16 protein-coding genes are annotated in these 17,542 nt (G+C 42.9%); 9 read left to right on the top strand and 7 right to left on the bottom strand.

The annotated features are described in order from the left end of the window. Nucleotides 1-167 precede the first annotated feature (167 nt). Complete coding sequence (locus BJP34_RS50465; RefSeq protein ID WP_070396726.1) at nucleotides 168-599, bottom strand: VOC family protein; 432 nt, start codon at nucleotides 597-599, stop codon at nucleotides 168-170. 791 nt (nucleotides 600-1,390) lie between these two features. Here BJP34_RS50465 and BJP34_RS17415 point away from each other — a divergent pair. After that, the gene (locus BJP34_RS17415) at nucleotides 1,391-2,155 is read left to right on the top strand and encodes a TIGR00297 family protein (RefSeq protein ID WP_070393436.1); all 765 of its coding nucleotides are present in this window, start codon (nucleotides 1,391-1,393) and stop codon (nucleotides 2,153-2,155) included. 195 nt (nucleotides 2,156-2,350) lie between these two features. Here BJP34_RS17415 and hetR read toward each other — a convergent pair whose 3' ends face one another. The 3 genes from hetR to BJP34_RS17400 all read right to left on the bottom strand — a co-directional run bounded on the left by hetR (nucleotide 2,351) and on the right by BJP34_RS17400 (nucleotide 4,909). Continuing rightward, nucleotides 2,351-3,250, bottom strand: coding sequence for a heterocyst differentiation master regulator HetR (gene hetR, locus BJP34_RS17410; protein WP_070393435.1), 900 nt, complete (start codon nucleotides 3,248-3,250; stop codon nucleotides 2,351-2,353). A 297-nt stretch (nucleotides 3,251-3,547) separates the two neighbouring features. Continuing rightward, nucleotides 3,548-3,793 carry a hypothetical protein gene (locus BJP34_RS17405; protein WP_070393434.1) on the bottom strand — a complete coding sequence of 82 codons (246 nt, stop codon included), beginning with the start codon at nucleotides 3,791-3,793 and terminating at the stop codon, nucleotides 3,548-3,550. Nucleotides 3,794-4,267: 474 nt separating this feature from the next. Beyond that, nucleotides 4,268-4,909 carry a phosphate/phosphite/phosphonate ABC transporter substrate-binding protein gene (locus BJP34_RS17400; RefSeq protein WP_202972108.1) on the bottom strand — a complete coding sequence of 214 codons (642 nt, stop codon included), beginning with the start codon at nucleotides 4,907-4,909 and terminating at the stop codon, nucleotides 4,268-4,270. A 677-nt stretch (nucleotides 4,910-5,586) separates the two neighbouring features. Between BJP34_RS17400 and BJP34_RS47585 the strand changes: the two genes are divergently transcribed. Then, nucleotides 5,587-5,754: a Tll0287-like domain-containing protein gene (locus BJP34_RS47585; protein WP_229424421.1), complete on the top strand. Its 168-nt coding sequence runs from the start codon at nucleotides 5,587-5,589 to the stop codon at nucleotides 5,752-5,754. Nucleotides 5,755-5,862: 108 nt separating this feature from the next. Next, a complete protein-coding gene (locus BJP34_RS47580) occupies nucleotides 5,863-6,000 on the top strand; it encodes a hypothetical protein (RefSeq protein ID WP_229424420.1) in 138 nt (45 codons plus the stop codon). A gap of 452 nt (nucleotides 6,001-6,452) precedes the next feature. Here BJP34_RS47580 and BJP34_RS40050 read toward each other — a convergent pair whose 3' ends face one another. From BJP34_RS40050 to BJP34_RS17385, 3 genes are all read right to left on the bottom strand, one after another. Further along, nucleotides 6,453-6,599 carry a hypothetical protein gene (locus tag BJP34_RS40050; protein ID WP_193431333.1) on the bottom strand — a complete coding sequence of 49 codons (147 nt, stop codon included), beginning with the start codon at nucleotides 6,597-6,599 and terminating at the stop codon, nucleotides 6,453-6,455. 82 nt (nucleotides 6,600-6,681) lie between these two features. Beyond that, a complete protein-coding gene (locus BJP34_RS17390) occupies nucleotides 6,682-6,918 on the bottom strand; it encodes a hypothetical protein (protein ID WP_070393433.1) in 237 nt (78 codons plus the stop codon). Nucleotides 6,919-7,605: 687 nt separating this feature from the next. Further along, a complete protein-coding gene (locus BJP34_RS17385; RefSeq protein WP_070393432.1) occupies nucleotides 7,606-9,213 on the bottom strand; it encodes an adenylate/guanylate cyclase domain-containing protein in 1,608 nt (535 codons plus the stop codon). A gap of 543 nt (nucleotides 9,214-9,756) precedes the next feature. Here BJP34_RS17385 and BJP34_RS17380 point away from each other — a divergent pair. The 6 genes from BJP34_RS17380 (at nucleotide 9,757) to BJP34_RS17360 (ending at nucleotide 17,443) form a co-directional block, all read left to right on the top strand. Continuing rightward, on the top strand, nucleotides 9,757-11,124 hold the full coding sequence (locus BJP34_RS17380) for an NAD-dependent succinate-semialdehyde dehydrogenase (RefSeq protein WP_070393431.1): 1,368 nt from the start codon (nucleotides 9,757-9,759) through the stop codon (nucleotides 11,122-11,124). A gap of 778 nt (nucleotides 11,125-11,902) precedes the next feature. Continuing rightward, nucleotides 11,903-13,540, top strand: a complete 1,638-nt coding sequence (locus tag BJP34_RS17375) for an acetolactate synthase large subunit (RefSeq protein ID WP_324611088.1) — start codon at nucleotides 11,903-11,905, stop codon at nucleotides 13,538-13,540. Between the two features lie 267 nt (nucleotides 13,541-13,807). Next, entirely contained in the window at nucleotides 13,808-13,975 is a 168-nt protein-coding gene (locus BJP34_RS43550) for a hypothetical protein (RefSeq protein WP_158517271.1), read from the top strand. Nucleotides 13,976-14,355: 380 nt separating this feature from the next. Next, nucleotides 14,356-14,703: a hypothetical protein gene (locus BJP34_RS17370; protein WP_070393429.1), complete on the top strand. Its 348-nt coding sequence runs from the start codon at nucleotides 14,356-14,358 to the stop codon at nucleotides 14,701-14,703. Nucleotides 14,704-15,759: 1,056 nt separating this feature from the next. Beyond that, on the top strand, nucleotides 15,760-16,095 hold the full coding sequence (locus tag BJP34_RS17365) for a hypothetical protein (RefSeq protein ID WP_149031023.1): 336 nt from the start codon (nucleotides 15,760-15,762) through the stop codon (nucleotides 16,093-16,095). A gap of 166 nt (nucleotides 16,096-16,261) precedes the next feature. Further along, on the top strand, nucleotides 16,262-17,443 hold the full coding sequence (locus tag BJP34_RS17360; RefSeq protein ID WP_070393427.1) for a phosphotransferase family protein: 1,182 nt from the start codon (nucleotides 16,262-16,264) through the stop codon (nucleotides 17,441-17,443). The last annotated feature ends 99 nt before the right edge of the window (nucleotides 17,444-17,542 follow it).

The following is a 17,542-nucleotide window of genomic DNA, read 5'->3' as shown; positions in this document are numbered from 1 at the left end:
TCAGAACTAGCACCCCAAAACAGCGGAATTGGTATCAGTAGTTCCAGTGAGCTGAGCCGAAAAAACCCCTTACTCAGTAAGGGGTTTTTCTATGTTTCTCAACCTTCGTGTTGATCAAGCCTTCTTGGGTGTGTTTCCCGTTTTAGAATTCCTCAAAAGGATTTGGCTTAAATGCGATCGCCAATTTGTGCCAACTCACGTCCACCAAAAATTGCTGAACTATCAGAGTAGAACTTAAACTCCATTAAGTTATAGAATGGATCTTGGAGGAAGAAGGTGCGATGCTCTGTCAGTTGACCAGGAAAGCGGGTCTTGGGTTGCTCGTAGAAGGGTAATTGTTTTTGTTGAGCATTCGACAGTAAGGCTTCCCAATCAGCCAGGGATGTAAAAACTAACCCGAAATGTCGAGGATAAATACCCCCCTGAGGTGTCAGGGGTTCTTTGGTTAGGTGAGCCACGAGTTGATGACCGTATAAATTTAGAATTACCGCATGGCGAGATTCTCTACCGATTTCGCAGCCAAGTCCATCACCGTAGTAAACTTTAGTTTGCTCAATGTCGGTAACGGGAAATGCGAGATGAAATAGGACTGGTTTCATAAGTTTTGCTTTGAAGGTTGAACGCGATTCCGTGGCCAATAGGCCAAGGTTGAAGGTTGAAGGTTTTGAAGGTTTTGAAGGTTGAAGGTTGAAGGTTTTGAAGGTTTTGAAGGTTGAAGGTTGAAGGTTTTGAAGGTTGAAGGTTGAAGGTTTTTTTTGCCAAGGAATCTCTTTTAGGGTAGGTTGAACGCCATGGACGTTCGCGTAGGGTCGGCCGTAGGCCAGAGTCCCGCTGAAGAGCGAACCCATGGCCTTTTGACCAAGGTTTTGAATAAATTCAACTTTATTTGGCTCTACCGAACCTAGTATGCAGAAAAACGCGCTTATTTACCACTAAATCTGATTGGGAAGTCTATTTATAAAAAATCATTCTATCAAAAACTAAAACTCTTACCCCATAAGGATTAGACTAATTATTTTTTAAAAGTTTTACATAGCAAGTTCGATAGAGCCCTTTATTTAAGGATAATCTGAGGTAATCTGGTATCCGGTTGCTTCAGTAGTGTGCTTTGTGATTGGTTTTTTGGATAATGGGGAATGGGGAATAGGCAATGAGTAGTGGGGTAATGGGTCAGAAACAATCACAATTACCAATTACCACTTACCAATTACCACTTACCACTTCTATCAATTCTCATAATTATGAGGTACACATATTTGTTTGGCACTACCTACCTAACAGCTTGATAAATTGCTAATCCCTACTCCCTAACACCCAGTAATGTACCTCAGAAATTTGATAATTGATAGAGCAATTATCAATTACCAATTACCAATATAACTATTTTGCTATGCTTTATGATAGTCTTTCTTTAAATCCTTGGCTAGTTGCTGTTGGAGTAAACACAGTTTTCCTAGCCATGGTATGGATTGCTCCCAAAAAGTTACTCACCCCTGCTGGGATCGTCCACGCTTGGATATTAGGGGTACTGATTTGGGGTACTCTGAACTGGCCGGGTTACACAGTAGTCGGATTTTACTTTTTGGTAGGGTCTGGTGTCACGCGCATTGGTATGGCACAAAAGGAAGCGGCAGGAATTGCGGAAAAACGTTCCGGTGCTAGGGGACCAGAGAATGTTTGGGGTTCAGCACTGACTGGAGCGATTTGTGCCTTGGGTACACTACTACTTGATGCTCCTTATCAGCAGTTATTGTTACTAGGTTATGTCGCTAGTTTTGCTACTAAGCTGTCCGATACCACTGCCAGTGAGGTGGGTAAGGCTTACGGCAAACGGACTTTCCTGATTACTACTTTACAGCCAGTAGCTCGGGGAACAGAAGGAGCTGTAAGTCTGGAGGGAACCCTAGCTGGAGCAATTGCATCAGCTGCGATCGCATTTGTGGGTTGGGGCGTTGGTTTGGTTAACTTGACAGGAGTATTTTTTTGTGTTATTGCTGCCTTCATCGCCACCAATCTGGAGAGTGTGATTGGTGCGACACTACAATCGAAATTGGAATGGCTGACCAATGAAGTCGTGAATATTATTAATACGATGATTGGTGCGATCGCTGTTGTGCTGCTAGCTCTAGCATGGCAGTGGATCAGCCAGGTATGAAGCATGAAGCATGAAGCATGAAGTATGAAGTGTTAATTTTGAAGGATGAAGGATGAAGTGTTAATTTTGAAGGATAAAGGATAAAGGATGAAAACATACAAGTTGCTAAGCAACCAATAAATTAAGATAGCGTTAGACTTCTCACTTCCCACTTCCCACTTGATAATTCATAATTCATAATTCATACTTCATACTTTATTCAGATAGTGGTCCAAAGACCATCTGTAGAACCATTGGTTCACCATCATCACGGTGATACCTATCTGCCCACTGGCGGATAATTTCATCTAACTCTTCCATGGCCTGATTGATTTTCTCTGGCGGGATATCTAGTTCCTCCAACCCTCGCATGACTTGCGGCTGACGCTCTGCCCAGTTTCTCATTAACCGGAAGTATCGCGCTGTTTCGTCAATCATGGTGTAGGTGCGGGCTTTGTCATCTACTGGTGAGTAATATGAACTGGTTAGAGCGTAGTAGGGTAAGCCACCGGTGTGATCGATTCTGGTGACAGTTCCTGAATAGGTTAAGCGACGCTTGATGTGTTCAGCTAGAGCTTCACTCAAGGGCAGACGTCGCTTTGGTGGTAAGTCTTCTTGGGATCTCCGGTGGAGAAATTCTATTAATTCAAAGAATTGTAAGGAATTGATGATCTGGGCATCCGGCAGGTGATCTGGCAGCTTGATCTCAAGATTGCGCTTTTCTTCCAGGTCAAGGCTGGTGCCATTGATACGAGATTGCCCTGGTTGCCAGGGATAGTGTTCCATCCAGACATAGGGAAACTGAATCAGATAGCGAGGTTCCTGAGACCCCAACATCTTGAGCAGTTTCCCTTCTGTTAACGCTTGTCGAACTTCCTCAACAATGACCTTTACCCGCTTTGGCTCAATGTGATGCAAATGCCCAGTCATGCGGATATTGCCATCTTGCTCCAGATAGGTCATGTAAATGGCACATTTGGCAGCGGTTGCTGCTGCATCTAAAAACGCCCCATGTCGGTGTCCACTCGTCCGCAGGGCGCTGAAAGCCAGGTATAGCATGATCTGATCCATTGCACTGGGGCTTAGGGTTTTGATCAGATCGGATTGGTTGATCATCTTAGGGGCAATCACATCTACTTCCGTTGGTTATCAAGCTTATTTAGTTTCATTTTTCCACACTAGAACAATCTCACTGTCATCGAAGAAAGCGAGCTGAGGTTGCTTGGCAGAAAATTGACGAATTAAGAGGCACCCTAATCATGTCTTTTCCAATATATTATATAAAATAATAAGCCAACTACAAGTACACTATATTGAATTAGCACTTTCCCACTGTAGCCCGCTACTCGTACCCAACAGTGGGATTGAAATGCAGCCAGATATGCCCTCACACTGAATCCAGTCAGTTGACTCTCACACAAGAGACAGACGTCCGCTACCACGATGGGCGATCAGGGTAGTTGGAATTACTGGTGATGAGACAAATTTGTGGTTTTCTTTTCTCCCATAAGAAAAAATTTGTCCTGTTTGCTTTACTACACTGGGACAATCATTACTATAGTTTAGTGGTGAATTTGAGCCATGGGCAATCATCGGTAAATTAACCCCAAACCAGATGGTTAAAACAGTAAGTAAAGCAATAGGAGTGTAAATTCGCATAACCGATATCCGTATCAATGTTCCTCTAATTACTGATACAGATTGCTCGCTAATGGTTCAGGAAAAAATATAAACTATAAGCGAATTTTAAAAAAACTACCGATATTGTAAATCCCTCTTTAAATTCTTTATTCAAAAAAAAACTAGTTGACGAAATCGTGTCAATCTAGCGACTGTAATCCTTATTCGATAAGGATTGCTCTGATGTTAATAAGTTATTTAGTTACCGCCATTACTGTTATTGAGCAAATTCTGATGCCAATTACCTTTACTAAAAATAAGAAGAGGTAATCCTGGGGATTAGTGGTCTTTAAAGAACGGCCAACTTGCTAAGTATGCAAAGGCGATTACCTAGCAACCCTTGACATTTGCAACTGCTTATGTACCAATCCTAAATTATTTGTTAAAAATTTCCAATGGTGATCTATTCAATTCTCTTATGCTACTGCCGGTCTCTCACCTTGTTTGGAAGTTTTACAACTCAAATGGAAGGCTGTATAAAGGGAATGGTTTTTCTTGAATCCGTTCGGCAATCGGTCTAACCTTCTGAACCACCTCAATTAAGTAATCATAATCAGGTGCTTTAGCATTGGGGATGTATCCTACTGATGCTGCCATGCTGCTAGAGGCAGATTCTAGTGCCTTGTGGATCTCCTGTTGTAGATTTCTCTCGACTGTTGGTCCGATCAGGATAGAAGCACTGGGAATTTTATGAGAATCTATATATAAAATCCGGAACCTAGTCTGACTGAAGTCGTTGCGGTAACGTTCCAACTCTTCTAAAGACAAAGCTCCAGCGACAACCTCCTCAGAGGCAATCCACTGTAAGACTTGTTTTGGTGTGGGGGCAAAACGCACTTCTGCTAGGGTCAGACCGTAGAGATTGTAGATTGGCAGATAATATCCTGTGGCAGAACCGGGTTGACCTAAAGCAATGACTTCACCGGCTAGTCCACTCAAGTCTTGGATGGGGCTTTCGAGTTTTACTACGATCACTGAGCGTGACTTTTTCACTCCTTCAAGAGGTAGCAGTGGTATGTACTGTGCCTCAGCAATGGCCATGGCTGCTAAACCAGGAGGAGCAAAAATGATAGACAACTTGCTCTGCTTAATCAAAGTTAGTGCTCTGCGCTCGCGTTGTAAATCGGTTCTAATTCTATAATCATCTTAAGTCGAGCACCAAGATATTCGATTAGCTTTGAGTATCGCTCTATGATGCGATCGCTTTCCCCGTAACTCACCATCCCAATACTTAATTTCCCGAGCCTAGGCGTATCGGGTGAGTTACAACCTGTCAAAATTAATATAAGATTCAACAATAATAGACGGCGGTAAAACATAATTAATTACCTTAAAAACTAAAAGAACTGTGGCACTAATGATACTATGGGAGATAGCTAATGTTAAAAAAAACTTAATTTAGGAATCAAACTAAACTTACTATTGCTATCCATTTTTATAGGACTTGTACTTACTGGTGGGTTGGTTTTGTCTCAAGTTTTAGAAGGCTATGGGGAAAAAGTGGTCACTGACCAAGCCCTAATTCTGATCTAAACCATGAGTTCGGTTCGGGAGTATACCAATAATCAATTGAATCCAGAATTAGCTGATCGACTAGAAAATGAAGAGCAATTTTTACCTCAAACAGTACCTGCTTATTCAGCTCGGTAAGTTTTTGATAATTTACGTAAACGTGATCAATATCGTGATTTTTTCTATAAATAAGCGACAAATAAGCGACCCTTAATCCAACTAATATCAGAGATAATGCTGATAGTTTCGAGACCAAAATTGTGGAGAGTTTTCGACAGCAGCCAGAGCTAACAGAAAAAAACGGTTTTCGCTCCCTTCCTAGTGGAAAAATTTTTTATGTTGCCCGTCCTCTCGCCATTTCTGAAAAAAGCTGTTTACGATGCCATAGTACTCCTGAAGCCGCCCCTGCTAGCCAAATTGCTACCTAAGGTGATGAGCATGGTTTTGGTTGGAAGCTCGATGAAATTGTTGGTGCTAAAATTTTATCAGTTCCAGGGTTTAAAATCTTTAATTCGGCTAAGCAGTTACAGGTATTGGTGATTGGGATTATTACTGGTTTTTTCCTAGTAGCGATTTTGTTGATTAATCGTTTCATTAAGGTATCGGTGACCAAACCTCTTAAGCAGATGGCTCAATTAGCTAAGGAAGTTAGTACTGGCAATATTGGTGGATAATTTGACCATGATTCAGAGGACGAAATTGGGATATTAGCCAAATCTCTGAATCGGATGAAAGTTAGTTTATAAATGGCGATGAATATGCTTAATTACTCACGGGTTGACAAGCTAATTTAAAATCTTACAGGGGTTAGGTTTTAGGGGTTAGGTGAAGCGTGAACATCGTCATGGCGTAGTAGTTGATTAAAACTATCTATGCAGTTGGATTGGTGAAAATTGCTTCAACTGCTCGGAATTACAACAACACGACTCGCGCTCATTAAACCCAAAACCTAACACCTAAAACCTAACACCTGCCTAGGTTTGAGCTTTGTTGTCACCCCTTGAGGCTGAATTCAGAAACTAATTAGTAATCCCAAATTACTAATTGCTTGCTCAACTGATGGCTGAAGGATTACTAATTATTACTTCTCAACTAGTACTTATAAATAGTACTTATAAAGTAGTACTTATAACTGACCCGATGACAGGAAACGCCGTTGAAAGTCTTGGGCATATTTTTGATTGGGAATTTTTTGAGATAAAGCTTTTACAAATTCTGGGGCGGAAGAGTTAGGATTCTGGATAAGAGTACGCTGGCAGACAATGGTAGCCATCGGACCAATTAACTCAGCGAGTTACTTTGGCGCTTGTTGCCCACACTGAAACTGAAAGGTCAGTGTGGGAGCTATCACGTTTCTAATCTGACGAGATGGTTGTTTGGTTGTTTGGTTGTTTGGTTGAAGGTTGAACGCGATTGCGTGGCCAATAGGCCAAGGTTGTTTGGTTGAAGGTTGAACGCGATTGCGTGGCCAATAGGCCAAGGTTGAAGGTTGAAGGTTGTTTGGTTGCAGGTTGAACGCGATTGCGTGGCCAATAGGCCAAGGTTGAAGGTTGTTTGGTTGAAGGTTTAACAAAACTCGCGGAATTCCCCACCTTCTTTAAAGGTGGGGATGGATAGCGAGACGATAACCTACAACGATTCGTGATATAATAAACTTGGTCGATGACCCGCCTGACTGACTAAAAGGCTACCTTAAAGGTGTAAAAGTACTAGCTCCAGCTCAGGGTTTGAAGTTACCGTAAGTAGAGGGTCGCCTTAATCAGACAGTTTTAACCCTTTTATTCATAGCCGACCAACCATAAAGGCGACCCTCTACTAAGGTTTCGTCTCCGGGAAGAGACTTGCCCCGGCTGGTTAGCCATAGATGCTGTAATTCCAAGGTGAGTCTGTCGTCAAACTATACATCGATAGAAGGCGGATGTCTGCCTGTGGACGCTGAGTAAGACCAATACTAGGGCAGCTTTTTGAGGCGTCGGGGACGCGCGCGGGAAACCCGTTCGCGTAGCGTCGGCTTAGCCGATAAGACGAATAAGACCGTCCCTGATTTGAGTTGAGAATTGGAAGCCCCAACCGAGCGCGAACGCGCCCCGCGTGACCAAAGGTCAAGCAGGTTGGGGTACTTCACTCACCTGTAACCTGTAACCTGTAACCTGTAACCTCTAACCTGTAACCTTCAACCTTCAACCTTCAACCTTGGCCTATTGGCCACGCAATCGCGTTCAACCAAACAACCTTCAACCTTCAACCTTCAACCTGTAACTTTTCTAGCTTCCCTGGAATTAAGTATCCCACCGTAGCCGATACAGTTGCAGGGGCTGGTCTTTACCTTTAACCTTAACCGGGGACATTTTTTCAAACGGTAGAGTTTTATTCCTCAGCTTGTCTAAGGTGCTTTGGGAAATTAGAATCTCTCCCTCCTGAGCGGCACTACAGATGCGGCTAGTAACATTGGTAGTGTCACCAATAGTAGCGTATTGAATCAGCTTCTGTGAACCGATATTACCTGCTGCTACTTTCCCAGTATTGAGTCCAATGTGGATTTCAATCTCTAAATTGCGCCGCTTGAACCAATCCTGATTCAGGTGAATAACTGCTCGTTGCATTGCGATTGCAGCTTGGACGGCTCGGTCAGCATCGTCTGGTTGGGAATAGGGGGCTCCCCACACAGCCAGTAAGGCATCCCCAATATATTTTTCTAAAGTGCCTTCGTATTTAAACACAATATCCTCTACCATCACCTGGAAGTACTCATTGAGCATCTCAATCACTTGCCGTGGGTTCATACGAGAGGACATTTGGGTAAATTTACTGATGTCGGCAAAGAGGGCGGTTACTTCGGTATCTATAATTTCTAAGTTGCCTTCTTCCTTGAGCTTTTTACTCACAGCTTCCGGAAAGAAACGCTCAAATTTACTCCGGATTACTGCTTCTGCCTGCATCTTCTGGTAAAGTTGAGCATTGTCAATTGCGATCGCAGCTTGGTTAGCCAGAGCCGTCAAAAATTCCAAGTCTTCTTGAGAATAAATATTGGCTCTAGAGAGATTATCTGCATACAAGACCCCAATCACTTCCTCTCTGGGTTTTAGGGGTACGCACATGGAGGCATGGATTTCTTGCTGGAGTACTGACTGGGAATTGCTGAATCGTTGGTCAATGGCAGCATCAGCAATTAAAACCCCATCCCCCTTCTGGTGTACGAAATTGGTGATTCGTTTGCTATAAAATCGCTCATGGGTGGGTATGCCTGTTCGGGAGTTGACAGCTTTTTCCTCTAGCAATCCCGTTTCTTGATTAACCATGAGGATGATTGCCCGGTCTACATTCATAATCTCGAACAGCAGGTCAAGAATTTTTCTCAACAAGTGATCCGGCTCATCGGGAGAGGAAAGTTGCTTACTCACCTCCAATAAGATTTTTAACTTGTCTACTGAGCGTTGACCTGTCTCTTGCTCTCGCAGCTTCAGGGCTGAGCCTTGATAAGCTAAACTGTCATGGTGCAGTAATTCCTGAATTTCGACACGGGTTTGTTCTGGGGATAACCGGCTGACAATCGAAAAGTTTGAATCATTATCCTTAAGAATATTTGGGGTTATTCTGTCATCATCACTCACAAATTCAAAGATTACACTGCCCAGACGTATTAAGTCTCCGTCTTTGAGTTCACACTGGTCAATTTTGGCGTCATTAACAAACGTGTGATTTAGGCTACCTAAGTCTTTTAGGATAACCCGATCCTTCGTGATTGTCACCTGAGCATGATGACGGGAAAGACTTTTATGAATTACGGTAATACTATTATTTATTTCCCGTCCTATGGTATTGGATCCACTGATCAATTTATAACTTTCTTGGTTATTCGGCTCTGATTTAGCAATTAAATAAGGCACAATTTAGCTCTCGTCATTAGTTCTTATCTCAGACAAGTATAATCGACTAAATTATCAAACTACTAATTTAAGGGTCTAGGTTAATGGTTGAATGGCTCTAGGTTGAATGGCTAAGGGGGTTATGACAAGCCTATGCTCCCAAGGAGGTTATCAAATGCCCCTGTTGTAACTAATACCTAATACCTATCAGCTAATACCTAGATTTTCGAGTCTGACCTAGTTTCCTAGCTCCGTGTCCAGCAGTGAGGCTGTCAAATCCTTGTATTGTAGCTAATGCCGAATCCCTAAGCCCTAACCTCTAATCCCTAGAATTGGGTTGATAACTGTTTTAAAAACTGGTGAGAGAAATTTCGTGGTAGTAGGAGAAAACTTGATATTAGGTTAACACTTGCAAGACTGGTAGTTTCCCTCGGCAATGGGTTGACGCTTTTTAAAAGTGTATCAAACTATTAAGCCATTTTGGCCAAAATAAGTCATAGTGAAAATACTTAGTTATAATCGAAGAATTGGAAGTACTATCCCCATTGGGGGGAGGAGGAAGCCATGGGGATCGCTACAGTTAACCCAGCAACCGGGGAAACCATCAAAACCTTTGAGCCAGAGAGTCCGTCGTCGATTGCGACCAAGCTAACAGTTGCCCAAGAGGCGTTTGAGCAATACTGCCAAACATCAATGGAGCAAAGAGCAGAGTGGCTAAACGCAGCGGCGGAGATTGTAGAGCGGGATCGATTAAAATTCGGCCAGCTGATGACCACGGAGATGGGAAAACCCCTCAAAAGTGCGATCGCAGAAGCGCAAAAATGTGGTTTGGTTTGTCGGTACTACGCTGAACACGCAGCTGAATTCCTGGCAGATGTCCCAGCCTCTACCGATGCCACCCAAAGCTTTGTGCGCTACCAACCTCTAGGTGTCATTCTAGCAGTCATGCCCTGGAATTTTCCATTTTGGCAAGTCTTCCGTTTTGCTGCTCCAGCATTGATGGCGGGAAATGTGGGGTTGCTCAAACACGCCTCTAATGTGCCTCAATGCGCCTTAGCCCTTGAGCAAATCTTTGCTGAAGCAGGATTTCCCGAAGGGGTGTTTCAGACCTTACTGATTGGTGCTGACCAAGTAGAGGCAGTAATTCAGGATCCACGGGTCAAAGCTGCCACCCTAACTGGTAGTGAGCTAGCAGGAGCTGCTTTAGCGGCTGCGGCTGGGACACAAATCAAGAAAACTGTCCTGGAACTAGGGGGAAGTGACCCATTTATTGTCCTAGACAGTGCCGATTTAGAAGCAGCAGCTACCACGGGTGTGACTGCTAGGATGCTCAATAACGGTCAATCGTGTATTGCAGCGAAACGGTTTATTGTGGTGGACGCAGTAGCCGATGACTTCCAGCAACGCCTACTGGACAAATTCCAAGCCCTGAAAGTGGGAGATCCTATGGGGGAAGATACTGATATTGGTCCGTTGGCAACCCCTGGTATTCTTAGAGATTTAGACCAACAGGTACAAGCCTGCATTGAACAAGGGGCAAAGGTTCTTACCGGTGGCCATCCTTTAAGCGATCGCCCTGGTAACTTCTACCCCCCCACAATTCTAACTGACTTCCCACCAGGCACTCCAGCCGATAACGAAGAATTTTTTGGCCCTGTTGCTCTATTGTTTAGAGTTCCGGATATTGATGCTGCTATTAAGCTTGCCAATTCCACAGTATTTGGATTAGGAGCCAGTGCCTGGACAACCAATGAGGAGCAAATCCCCAGGCTGATTGATGAACTTGAAGCTGGAGCAGTGTTTATCAATGGCTTAGTCAAATCCGACCCCCGTTTACCCTTCGGTGGGATCAAACGTTCTGGGTATGGGCGAGAACTAAGCATTCAAGGGATACATGAGTTCGTCAATATCAAAACTGTTTGGGTGAAGTAAAAATTCTAGGTATTAGGCTAAAACCATTAGTAAGCATTCAGCTATCAGCTATCAGCTATCAGCCTATGCGCTACGCGCACGCTACTTGAGGTGCTATCAGCCGTGCTTATGGGTCAAGTCCCAGCGTCGAAGGCTGTGCCACACTAGTTGAGGTACTTTTGAATAAAATAAGCTGACAGCTGACAGCTGACTGCTGAATGCTTACAACCATTAGCCTAAAACCATTAGCCTAAAACCATTAGCCTATAGCAATTCTATTTAAATCCTGAACAGTGACAGTTACTACTGACGGATTCTCTGACTCAGGACTCAGGACTCAGGACTCAGCACTATTGTTAAAATTAACCTTGTTGGTGAAGCTATCTGCGTATCTGTCTCTATCCCTGTGGTGCTGGTGAAGGGGAAAATAAAAAGTTTTTCTGTAACATTTTTAACTTTTTTCTATCAAGTTTTTACTGTTACTTTTTGTTAAAGTAACCCAGATAGAAGCCAGAATGGCCATACAACTCAGTACTCCGGTTCTTTCATGGTTATCAAAAGCTTATCACAAGCTGATTTAAGATTGCCCGATCCCCACTGACTGACTTCTGAGAAATTGGGATTCACGGGATCTCAAATCCTAAATCTTTTGTCATGAACTAATAACAACTATGGACGAAGGCTAATAGAAAAAGCTAAAAAGGAATCTCAAAAGAAATCTAAAAATAAATTTTTACAATCAAAGATTATTTGGATACCAAAACCATATATATACCAGGGATGATTAGATATGGGTGACATGAATACTGCTGAACTATTGGTACATTGCTTAGAAAACGAAGGAGTCGAGTACGTTTTTGGACTACCTGGAGAAGAAAATCTCCATGTTCTAGAAGCTCTTAGACATTCTTCAATTCAATTTATTACCACTCGTCATGAACAGGGAGCAGCCTTTATGGCAGACGTTTACGGACGGCTGACAGGAAAGGCTGGAGTTTGCCTGTCAACCCTCGGTCCAGGGGCAACTAACTTAATGACTGGGGTGGCTGATGCCAATTTGGATGGAGCACCCCTAGTAGCCATTACTGGTCAGGTGGGAACGGACCGCATGCATATTGAGTCCCACCAGTATTTGGATCTGGTGGCAATGTTTGCTCCAGTGACTAAGTGGAACCGGCAAATTGTTCGCCCTGACACGACAGCAGAAATTGTCCGTAAGGCGTTTAAACTCGCTCAGAGCGAAAAACCAGGAGCGGTACACATAGATTTACCAGAAAACATTGCGGCCATGCCAGTCAATAGCCAACCCCTAGGCAAAGATGGTCGGGAAAAAAGCTTTGCGTCTTTCCGTAGTTTGGGTAAGGCAGCTGTGGCTATTTCTAAGGCGAAAAATCCCCTAATCTTGGCGGGTAATGGCGCAATTCGTGCTGGTGCTGCTGAAGCCTTAACCGAATTTGCCACCCGGATGAATATTCCAGTGGTCAATAGCTTCATGGGTAAAGGGTGTATTCCTTATACTCATCCCCTGGCCTTGTGGACCCTTGGATTACAACAACGAGACCACATCACCTGTGCTTTTGAGCAATCGGATTTGGTGATTGCGGTGGGATATGATTTGATTGAATATTCTCCGAAAAAGTGGAATCCAGAGGGCAAGATTCCGATTATTCATATCGGTGCCAGTCCAGCAGAAATTGATAAAAGCTACATTCCTTTAGTGGAGGTAGTGGGGGATATTTCTGACTCTCTCAAGGAAATTATGAAGCAGGGAGACCGGGAAGGTAAACCGATATCATCCGCTGCTGAACTTCGGTCGGAAATCCGAGAGGACTACGAACAGTATGCTACAGATGAAGGCTTTCCGATCAAGCCACAAAAACTGATCTACGACCTACGCCAGGTCATGGAACCAGAAGATATTGTGATCTCTGATGTAGGGGCTCACAAGATGTGGATGGCTCGTCATTACCATTGTGATTGTCCCAATACCTGTATCATTTCTAATGGTTTCGCAGCCATGGGGATTGCTTTGCCAGGAGCACTAGCAGCTAAGCTGGTTTATCCGGATCGCAATATCGTGGCAGTCACTGGTGATGGGGGCTTTATGATGAATTGCCAGGAACTTGAAACAGCACTCAGAGTAGGGACTCCCTTTGTGACACTGATTTTCAATGATGGTGGCTATGGCTTGATTGATTGGAAGCAACAAAATCACTTTGGTGAGTCGGCTTTTGTGAATTTTGGCAATCCAGATTTTGTCAAATTTGCTGAAAGTATGGGACTAAAAGGCTATCGTGTCAATTCAGTAAATGAGTTGATTCCTATCCTACGAGAAGCATTAGCTCAAGATGTGCCTGCGGTGATTGATTGTCCGGTGGACTATGGCGAAAACCTGCGCTTTAGTCAAAAGACTGGTGATTTAACTTGCAAGATTTAACTTTATTTGGGTTGGAGGTTGAAGGTTGTTGAAGGTTGGAGGTTGAAGGTTGAAGGTTGAAGGTTGAAGGTTGTTGAAGGTTGTTGAAGGTTGGAGGTTGTTGAAGGTTTAAGGTTGGAGGTGGGAGGTTGAAGGTTGTTGAAGGTTGTTGAAGGTTGTTGAAGGTTTAAGGTTGGAGGTGGGAGGTTGCAGGTTCTAATCTTCCAGTTGTGAACTCTGTGTTCCCTGTTCCCTGTTCCCTGTTCTCTGTTCCTTGTTCCCTCAACAGTGAATAACTTTCAACCTACCCTACAAGGGATGCCAAGGGCGAACAACCGGTTAACTTTCAACTGCTTAACCTTCAACCTGTTAACCTTCAACCTGTTAACCTTCAACCTGTTAACCTTCAACCTGTTAACCTTGGCCTTTGGCCACGCTACGCGAACAACTTGTTAACCTTCAACTTGTTAACCTTAAACAAACCTTTACGCCACAATGGCGAGACAGCAGGAATTTATATAGTTATCTTATTAAATACAAGTAGGTTGGTTTAAACAACCAATCATTGCATCAATGAATTTGGCACTAGAGAGTTGATGCAGGAAGAATAGGTGAAGGATTTTACTCTGGATTGGCAAAGTCTACTTTACCTTTCACCAAACCTGTAGGCTTAGGGAAACTGCTTTACTGGCTGCAGAAAGAATAACTAATGTTTGGGCGATATATATATGATTGCCCTGATGTTTAATGCCTACCCATAATCGTCATTACTGGATCGATTCTCTAGAAGCTAATTTCACCAAAATTAAACCTTTTGAAAAGGGAGAGTGCTCAATATGGATGAGATGGAAATTTATAGTCAGCGTCCTGCTGGTTCGGCTATGTTTTCAACTTCCGAAGGCTTCATGGATTCTATCAAAGATTTGGACTTCATGACAGATGTGTCGGAAGATCAGCTCGACAAGATTGAAGGAGGCAGCGACAGCGGACGCCGCCGCGTTCACCCCAAAGGCTTTGTCGGCGGTGGCCAGCCTTTTATCATTAGTAATGACGTGGACTTGGAAGGGATTGCGATCGCTAAGAACGGTGGTACTGCAATCGTTAACCAAAACGTTAACATTTTCAACAAATTTATCATCATACTTCCAGGATTCTTTAAGAAGCGTGGTGGTAGCTCTAGCTGATAGCAATTTAAGCTTTTAGTGGCTACAAATACATCCTGCTTAAAGGGAATTTGGAATGGGTGATTCCGTTTACAATTGTCCATTCCAAATTACCAATTACCCTCTGATAGGACTAGAATTATCCTGGCTTTATTTCTCACTATTTAAAGGTTGCAGGTTCTAATCTTCCAGTTGTGAACCCTCTGTTCCGGTGATCCGCTGTTCCGGTGATCCGCTGTGCCCTCAACAGTGAATAACTTTCAACCTACCCTACAAGGGATGCCAATAGCGAACAACCGCTTAACCTTCAACTAAGCATTCAGCTAATGCGCTACTTGAGATGCTACTTGAGGTGCCGTCAGCCGTCAGCTAATCAACGGTCGGTAGTAAACAAGTTTAAGGTGCTGGTACGGCTGTTTGAAAATCCCTGCTCGTTTTACTCATCCGACCCCGTACAGTTAAAGGGCCTGCTAGCACCTCAAGTAGCAGCATCTGTAGCGCTAATCGCTGACCGCTGATAGCTGATAGCTGACGGCTAAATACTTACACTTTCAACCGGTTAACCTTAAACTTGTTAACCTTAAACTTGTTAACCTTAAACAAACCTTTGGGCCACAATGGCGAGACAGCAGGAATTTATATAGTTATCTTATTAAATACAAGTAGGTTGGTTTAAACAACCAATCATTGCATCAATGAATTTGGCACTAGAGAGTTGATGCAGGAAGAATAGGTGAAGGATTTTACTCTGGATTGGCAAAGTCTACTTTACCTTTCACCAAACCTGTAGGCTTAGGGAAACGGCTTTACTGGCTGCAGAAATAATAACTAAGCTTTGGGCGATATATATAGCACTACGCATTAAGCTGAGGACATTTATAAAAGCTGAAAAGCTGTTATAGTAAACTCTTGCCTTTTGCCTTTTGCCTTTTGCCTTTTGCCTTGCGCGTAGCGCTATATATGATTGCCCTGATGTTTAATGCCTACCCATAATCGTCATTACTGGATCGATTATCTAGACCAAATTTAACCCAAGTTAAACCTTTTGAAAAAGGAGATTACTTCAATATGGATGAGATGGAAATTTATAATCAGCGTCCTGCTGGTTCAGGTCTATTTTCAACTTCGGAAAGCTTCATGGATTCCATCAAAGATTTGGACTTCATGACAGATGTGTCGGAAGATAAGCTCGAAAAGATTGAAGGAGGTCAAAACAAGGGACAACCCACTGTTATTGATCCCAAAGATTTTGGTGGCACAGGCGAGCCTATTATCCTTAATGAGGTGGACTTGCAAGGACTTGCGATCGCTAAGGACGGTGGTACTGCAATTGTTGACCAAGACGTTATTATTAACCAAATTTTCTTAGTATCTCCAGACTTCTTTAAGAAGCGTGCTGGTACCACTACCTGATCGCAATTTACGCTTTTAGTTGCTACCAATACATCCTGGTTAAAGGGAATGGGTAATGGGTGATTTAGTTAAAAATTCCCATTGCATTCTTAAAAAGAACCATCTCATAAAACTAGGATGATCTTGGATTTAGTTATCACATATCAGTTGTAATTCGTAGTTTTTAATGACTTTTTTATTAAGCTCTAAAAACGTTTTTAATTATCTAGGACAAGAAGGTATTTGTGAAGCCAATCAGCAATCTCTACTTCAGATTGAACCAAAATCTGGTAAAAACTTTAATTTGCTCGTGAGTTTGACGGAGGATCGCTATTTTCTGATTAAGCAAGAGCGTCACGATCATGAAGGGAAAACTAATGGGGATTTTTGGTACGAATGGCTTTTTTATGATTTTTTACAAGAGTTTCCAGAGCTTAGCTCTATTCGCCCACTAATCTCGGAGGCGATTCATTTTGACTCAAGTCGCTCAATTCTGGTTTTCAACTATCTTAATGACTATTGTGATTTAGCCTATTTTTATAGTAAAGAGCAGGTTTTTCCCACTGATATCGCTAGCCAGATCGGAGCTACTATAGCTACAATCCATCGCACGACTCTAGACTGTCAGCAATATAAAGACTTCTTGAACTCTAATTCTAAACAGCTACCGATTGACGAAGAGGTTGACTTTCTTGAAAGGCTAGAACGAATTGAACCAGACGTTTTTGGGATCTATTCTGAAGATTCTCTTGAATTCTTTAGACTTTATCAGCGCTACGAGAGTTTAGGGCAAGCCCTTGCAGAACTTAACCAAGTTTGGGAGCCTTGCTGTCTGATCCACAATGACCTAAAACTGAAAAACATATTACTGCACCTTGAGTGGGAGCAATGCCTCTCTAAAAATAAACTAGAAGCGACAAGCATGGTTAGAGTAATTGATTGGGAGAAATTCACTTGGGGTGATCCGAGCTTAGATTTAGGAACCATTATTGCTAGCTATCTACAAATTTGGCTGAGTAGCTTGGTGATCAGTACAGCAATCGATGTTGAAACTGCTTTGCGTCTAGCGACAACTCCCCTTGAGGTAATTCAACCTAGCCTTGTTGCTCTAACTCAAGCTTATTTGGCTCACTTTCCAGAAATTATTGAGCGACGTCAGAATTTTTTGAGACGAGCGATGCAATTTGCTGGGTTTGTGTTGATTCGCAAAATTCATATAAAGATCAATAACCTCAAACCCTTTGACAACAGAGGTATCTGTATGCTTCAGGTTGCTAAGACCTTGTTATGCCATCCAGAGCAATCAATCGAGATTGTTTTTGGCATCACAGAATCTGAACTCACTTTTCCTAGCCGTATTCCTGCCTAATATCAAGTCCGGTTGAATACCCATAATCACAATGTGGGGAGATGGGGAGATGGGGAGATGGGGAGATGGGGAGATGGGGAGATTTTTATTAAGCGATGC

The organism is Moorena producens PAL-8-15-08-1 (genome assembly GCF_001767235.1).
GTDB lineage: Bacteria > Cyanobacteriota > Cyanobacteriia > Cyanobacteriales > Coleofasciculaceae > Moorena > Moorena producens_A.
The sequence above is the reverse complement of the archived record's forward strand: the minus strand, read 5'-3'. Positions and strand labels throughout refer to the sequence as shown.

What these genes read in the sequence shown, in the direction of transcription:
- BJP34_RS50465 (WP_070396726.1), bottom strand. Translation starts at nt 599, where the DNA reads ATGAAACCAGTCCTATTTCATCTCGCATTTCCCGTTACCGACATTGAG.
- BJP34_RS17415 (WP_070393436.1), top strand. Translation starts at nt 1,391, where the DNA reads ATGCTTTATGATAGTCTTTCTTTAAATCCTTGGCTAGTTGCTGTTGGA.
- hetR (WP_070393435.1), bottom strand. Translation starts at nt 3,250, where the DNA reads ATGATCAACCAATCCGATCTGATCAAAACCCTAAGCCCCAGTGCAATG.
- BJP34_RS17405 (WP_070393434.1), bottom strand. Translation starts at nt 3,793, where the DNA reads ATGCGAATTTACACTCCTATTGCTTTACTTACTGTTTTAACCATCTGG.
- BJP34_RS40050 (WP_193431333.1), bottom strand. Translation starts at nt 6,599, where the DNA reads ATGGCTACCATTGTCTGCCAGCGTACTCTTATCCAGAATCCTAACTCT.
- BJP34_RS17380 (WP_070393431.1), top strand. Translation starts at nt 9,757, where the DNA reads ATGGGGATCGCTACAGTTAACCCAGCAACCGGGGAAACCATCAAAACC.
- BJP34_RS17375 (WP_324611088.1), top strand. Translation starts at nt 11,903, where the DNA reads ATGAATACTGCTGAACTATTGGTACATTGCTTAGAAAACGAAGGAGTC.
- BJP34_RS17370 (WP_070393429.1), top strand. Translation starts at nt 14,356, where the DNA reads ATGGATGAGATGGAAATTTATAGTCAGCGTCCTGCTGGTTCGGCTATG.
- BJP34_RS17365 (WP_149031023.1), top strand. Translation starts at nt 15,760, where the DNA reads ATGGAAATTTATAATCAGCGTCCTGCTGGTTCAGGTCTATTTTCAACT.
- BJP34_RS17360 (WP_070393427.1), top strand. Translation starts at nt 16,262, where the DNA reads ATGACTTTTTTATTAAGCTCTAAAAACGTTTTTAATTATCTAGGACAA.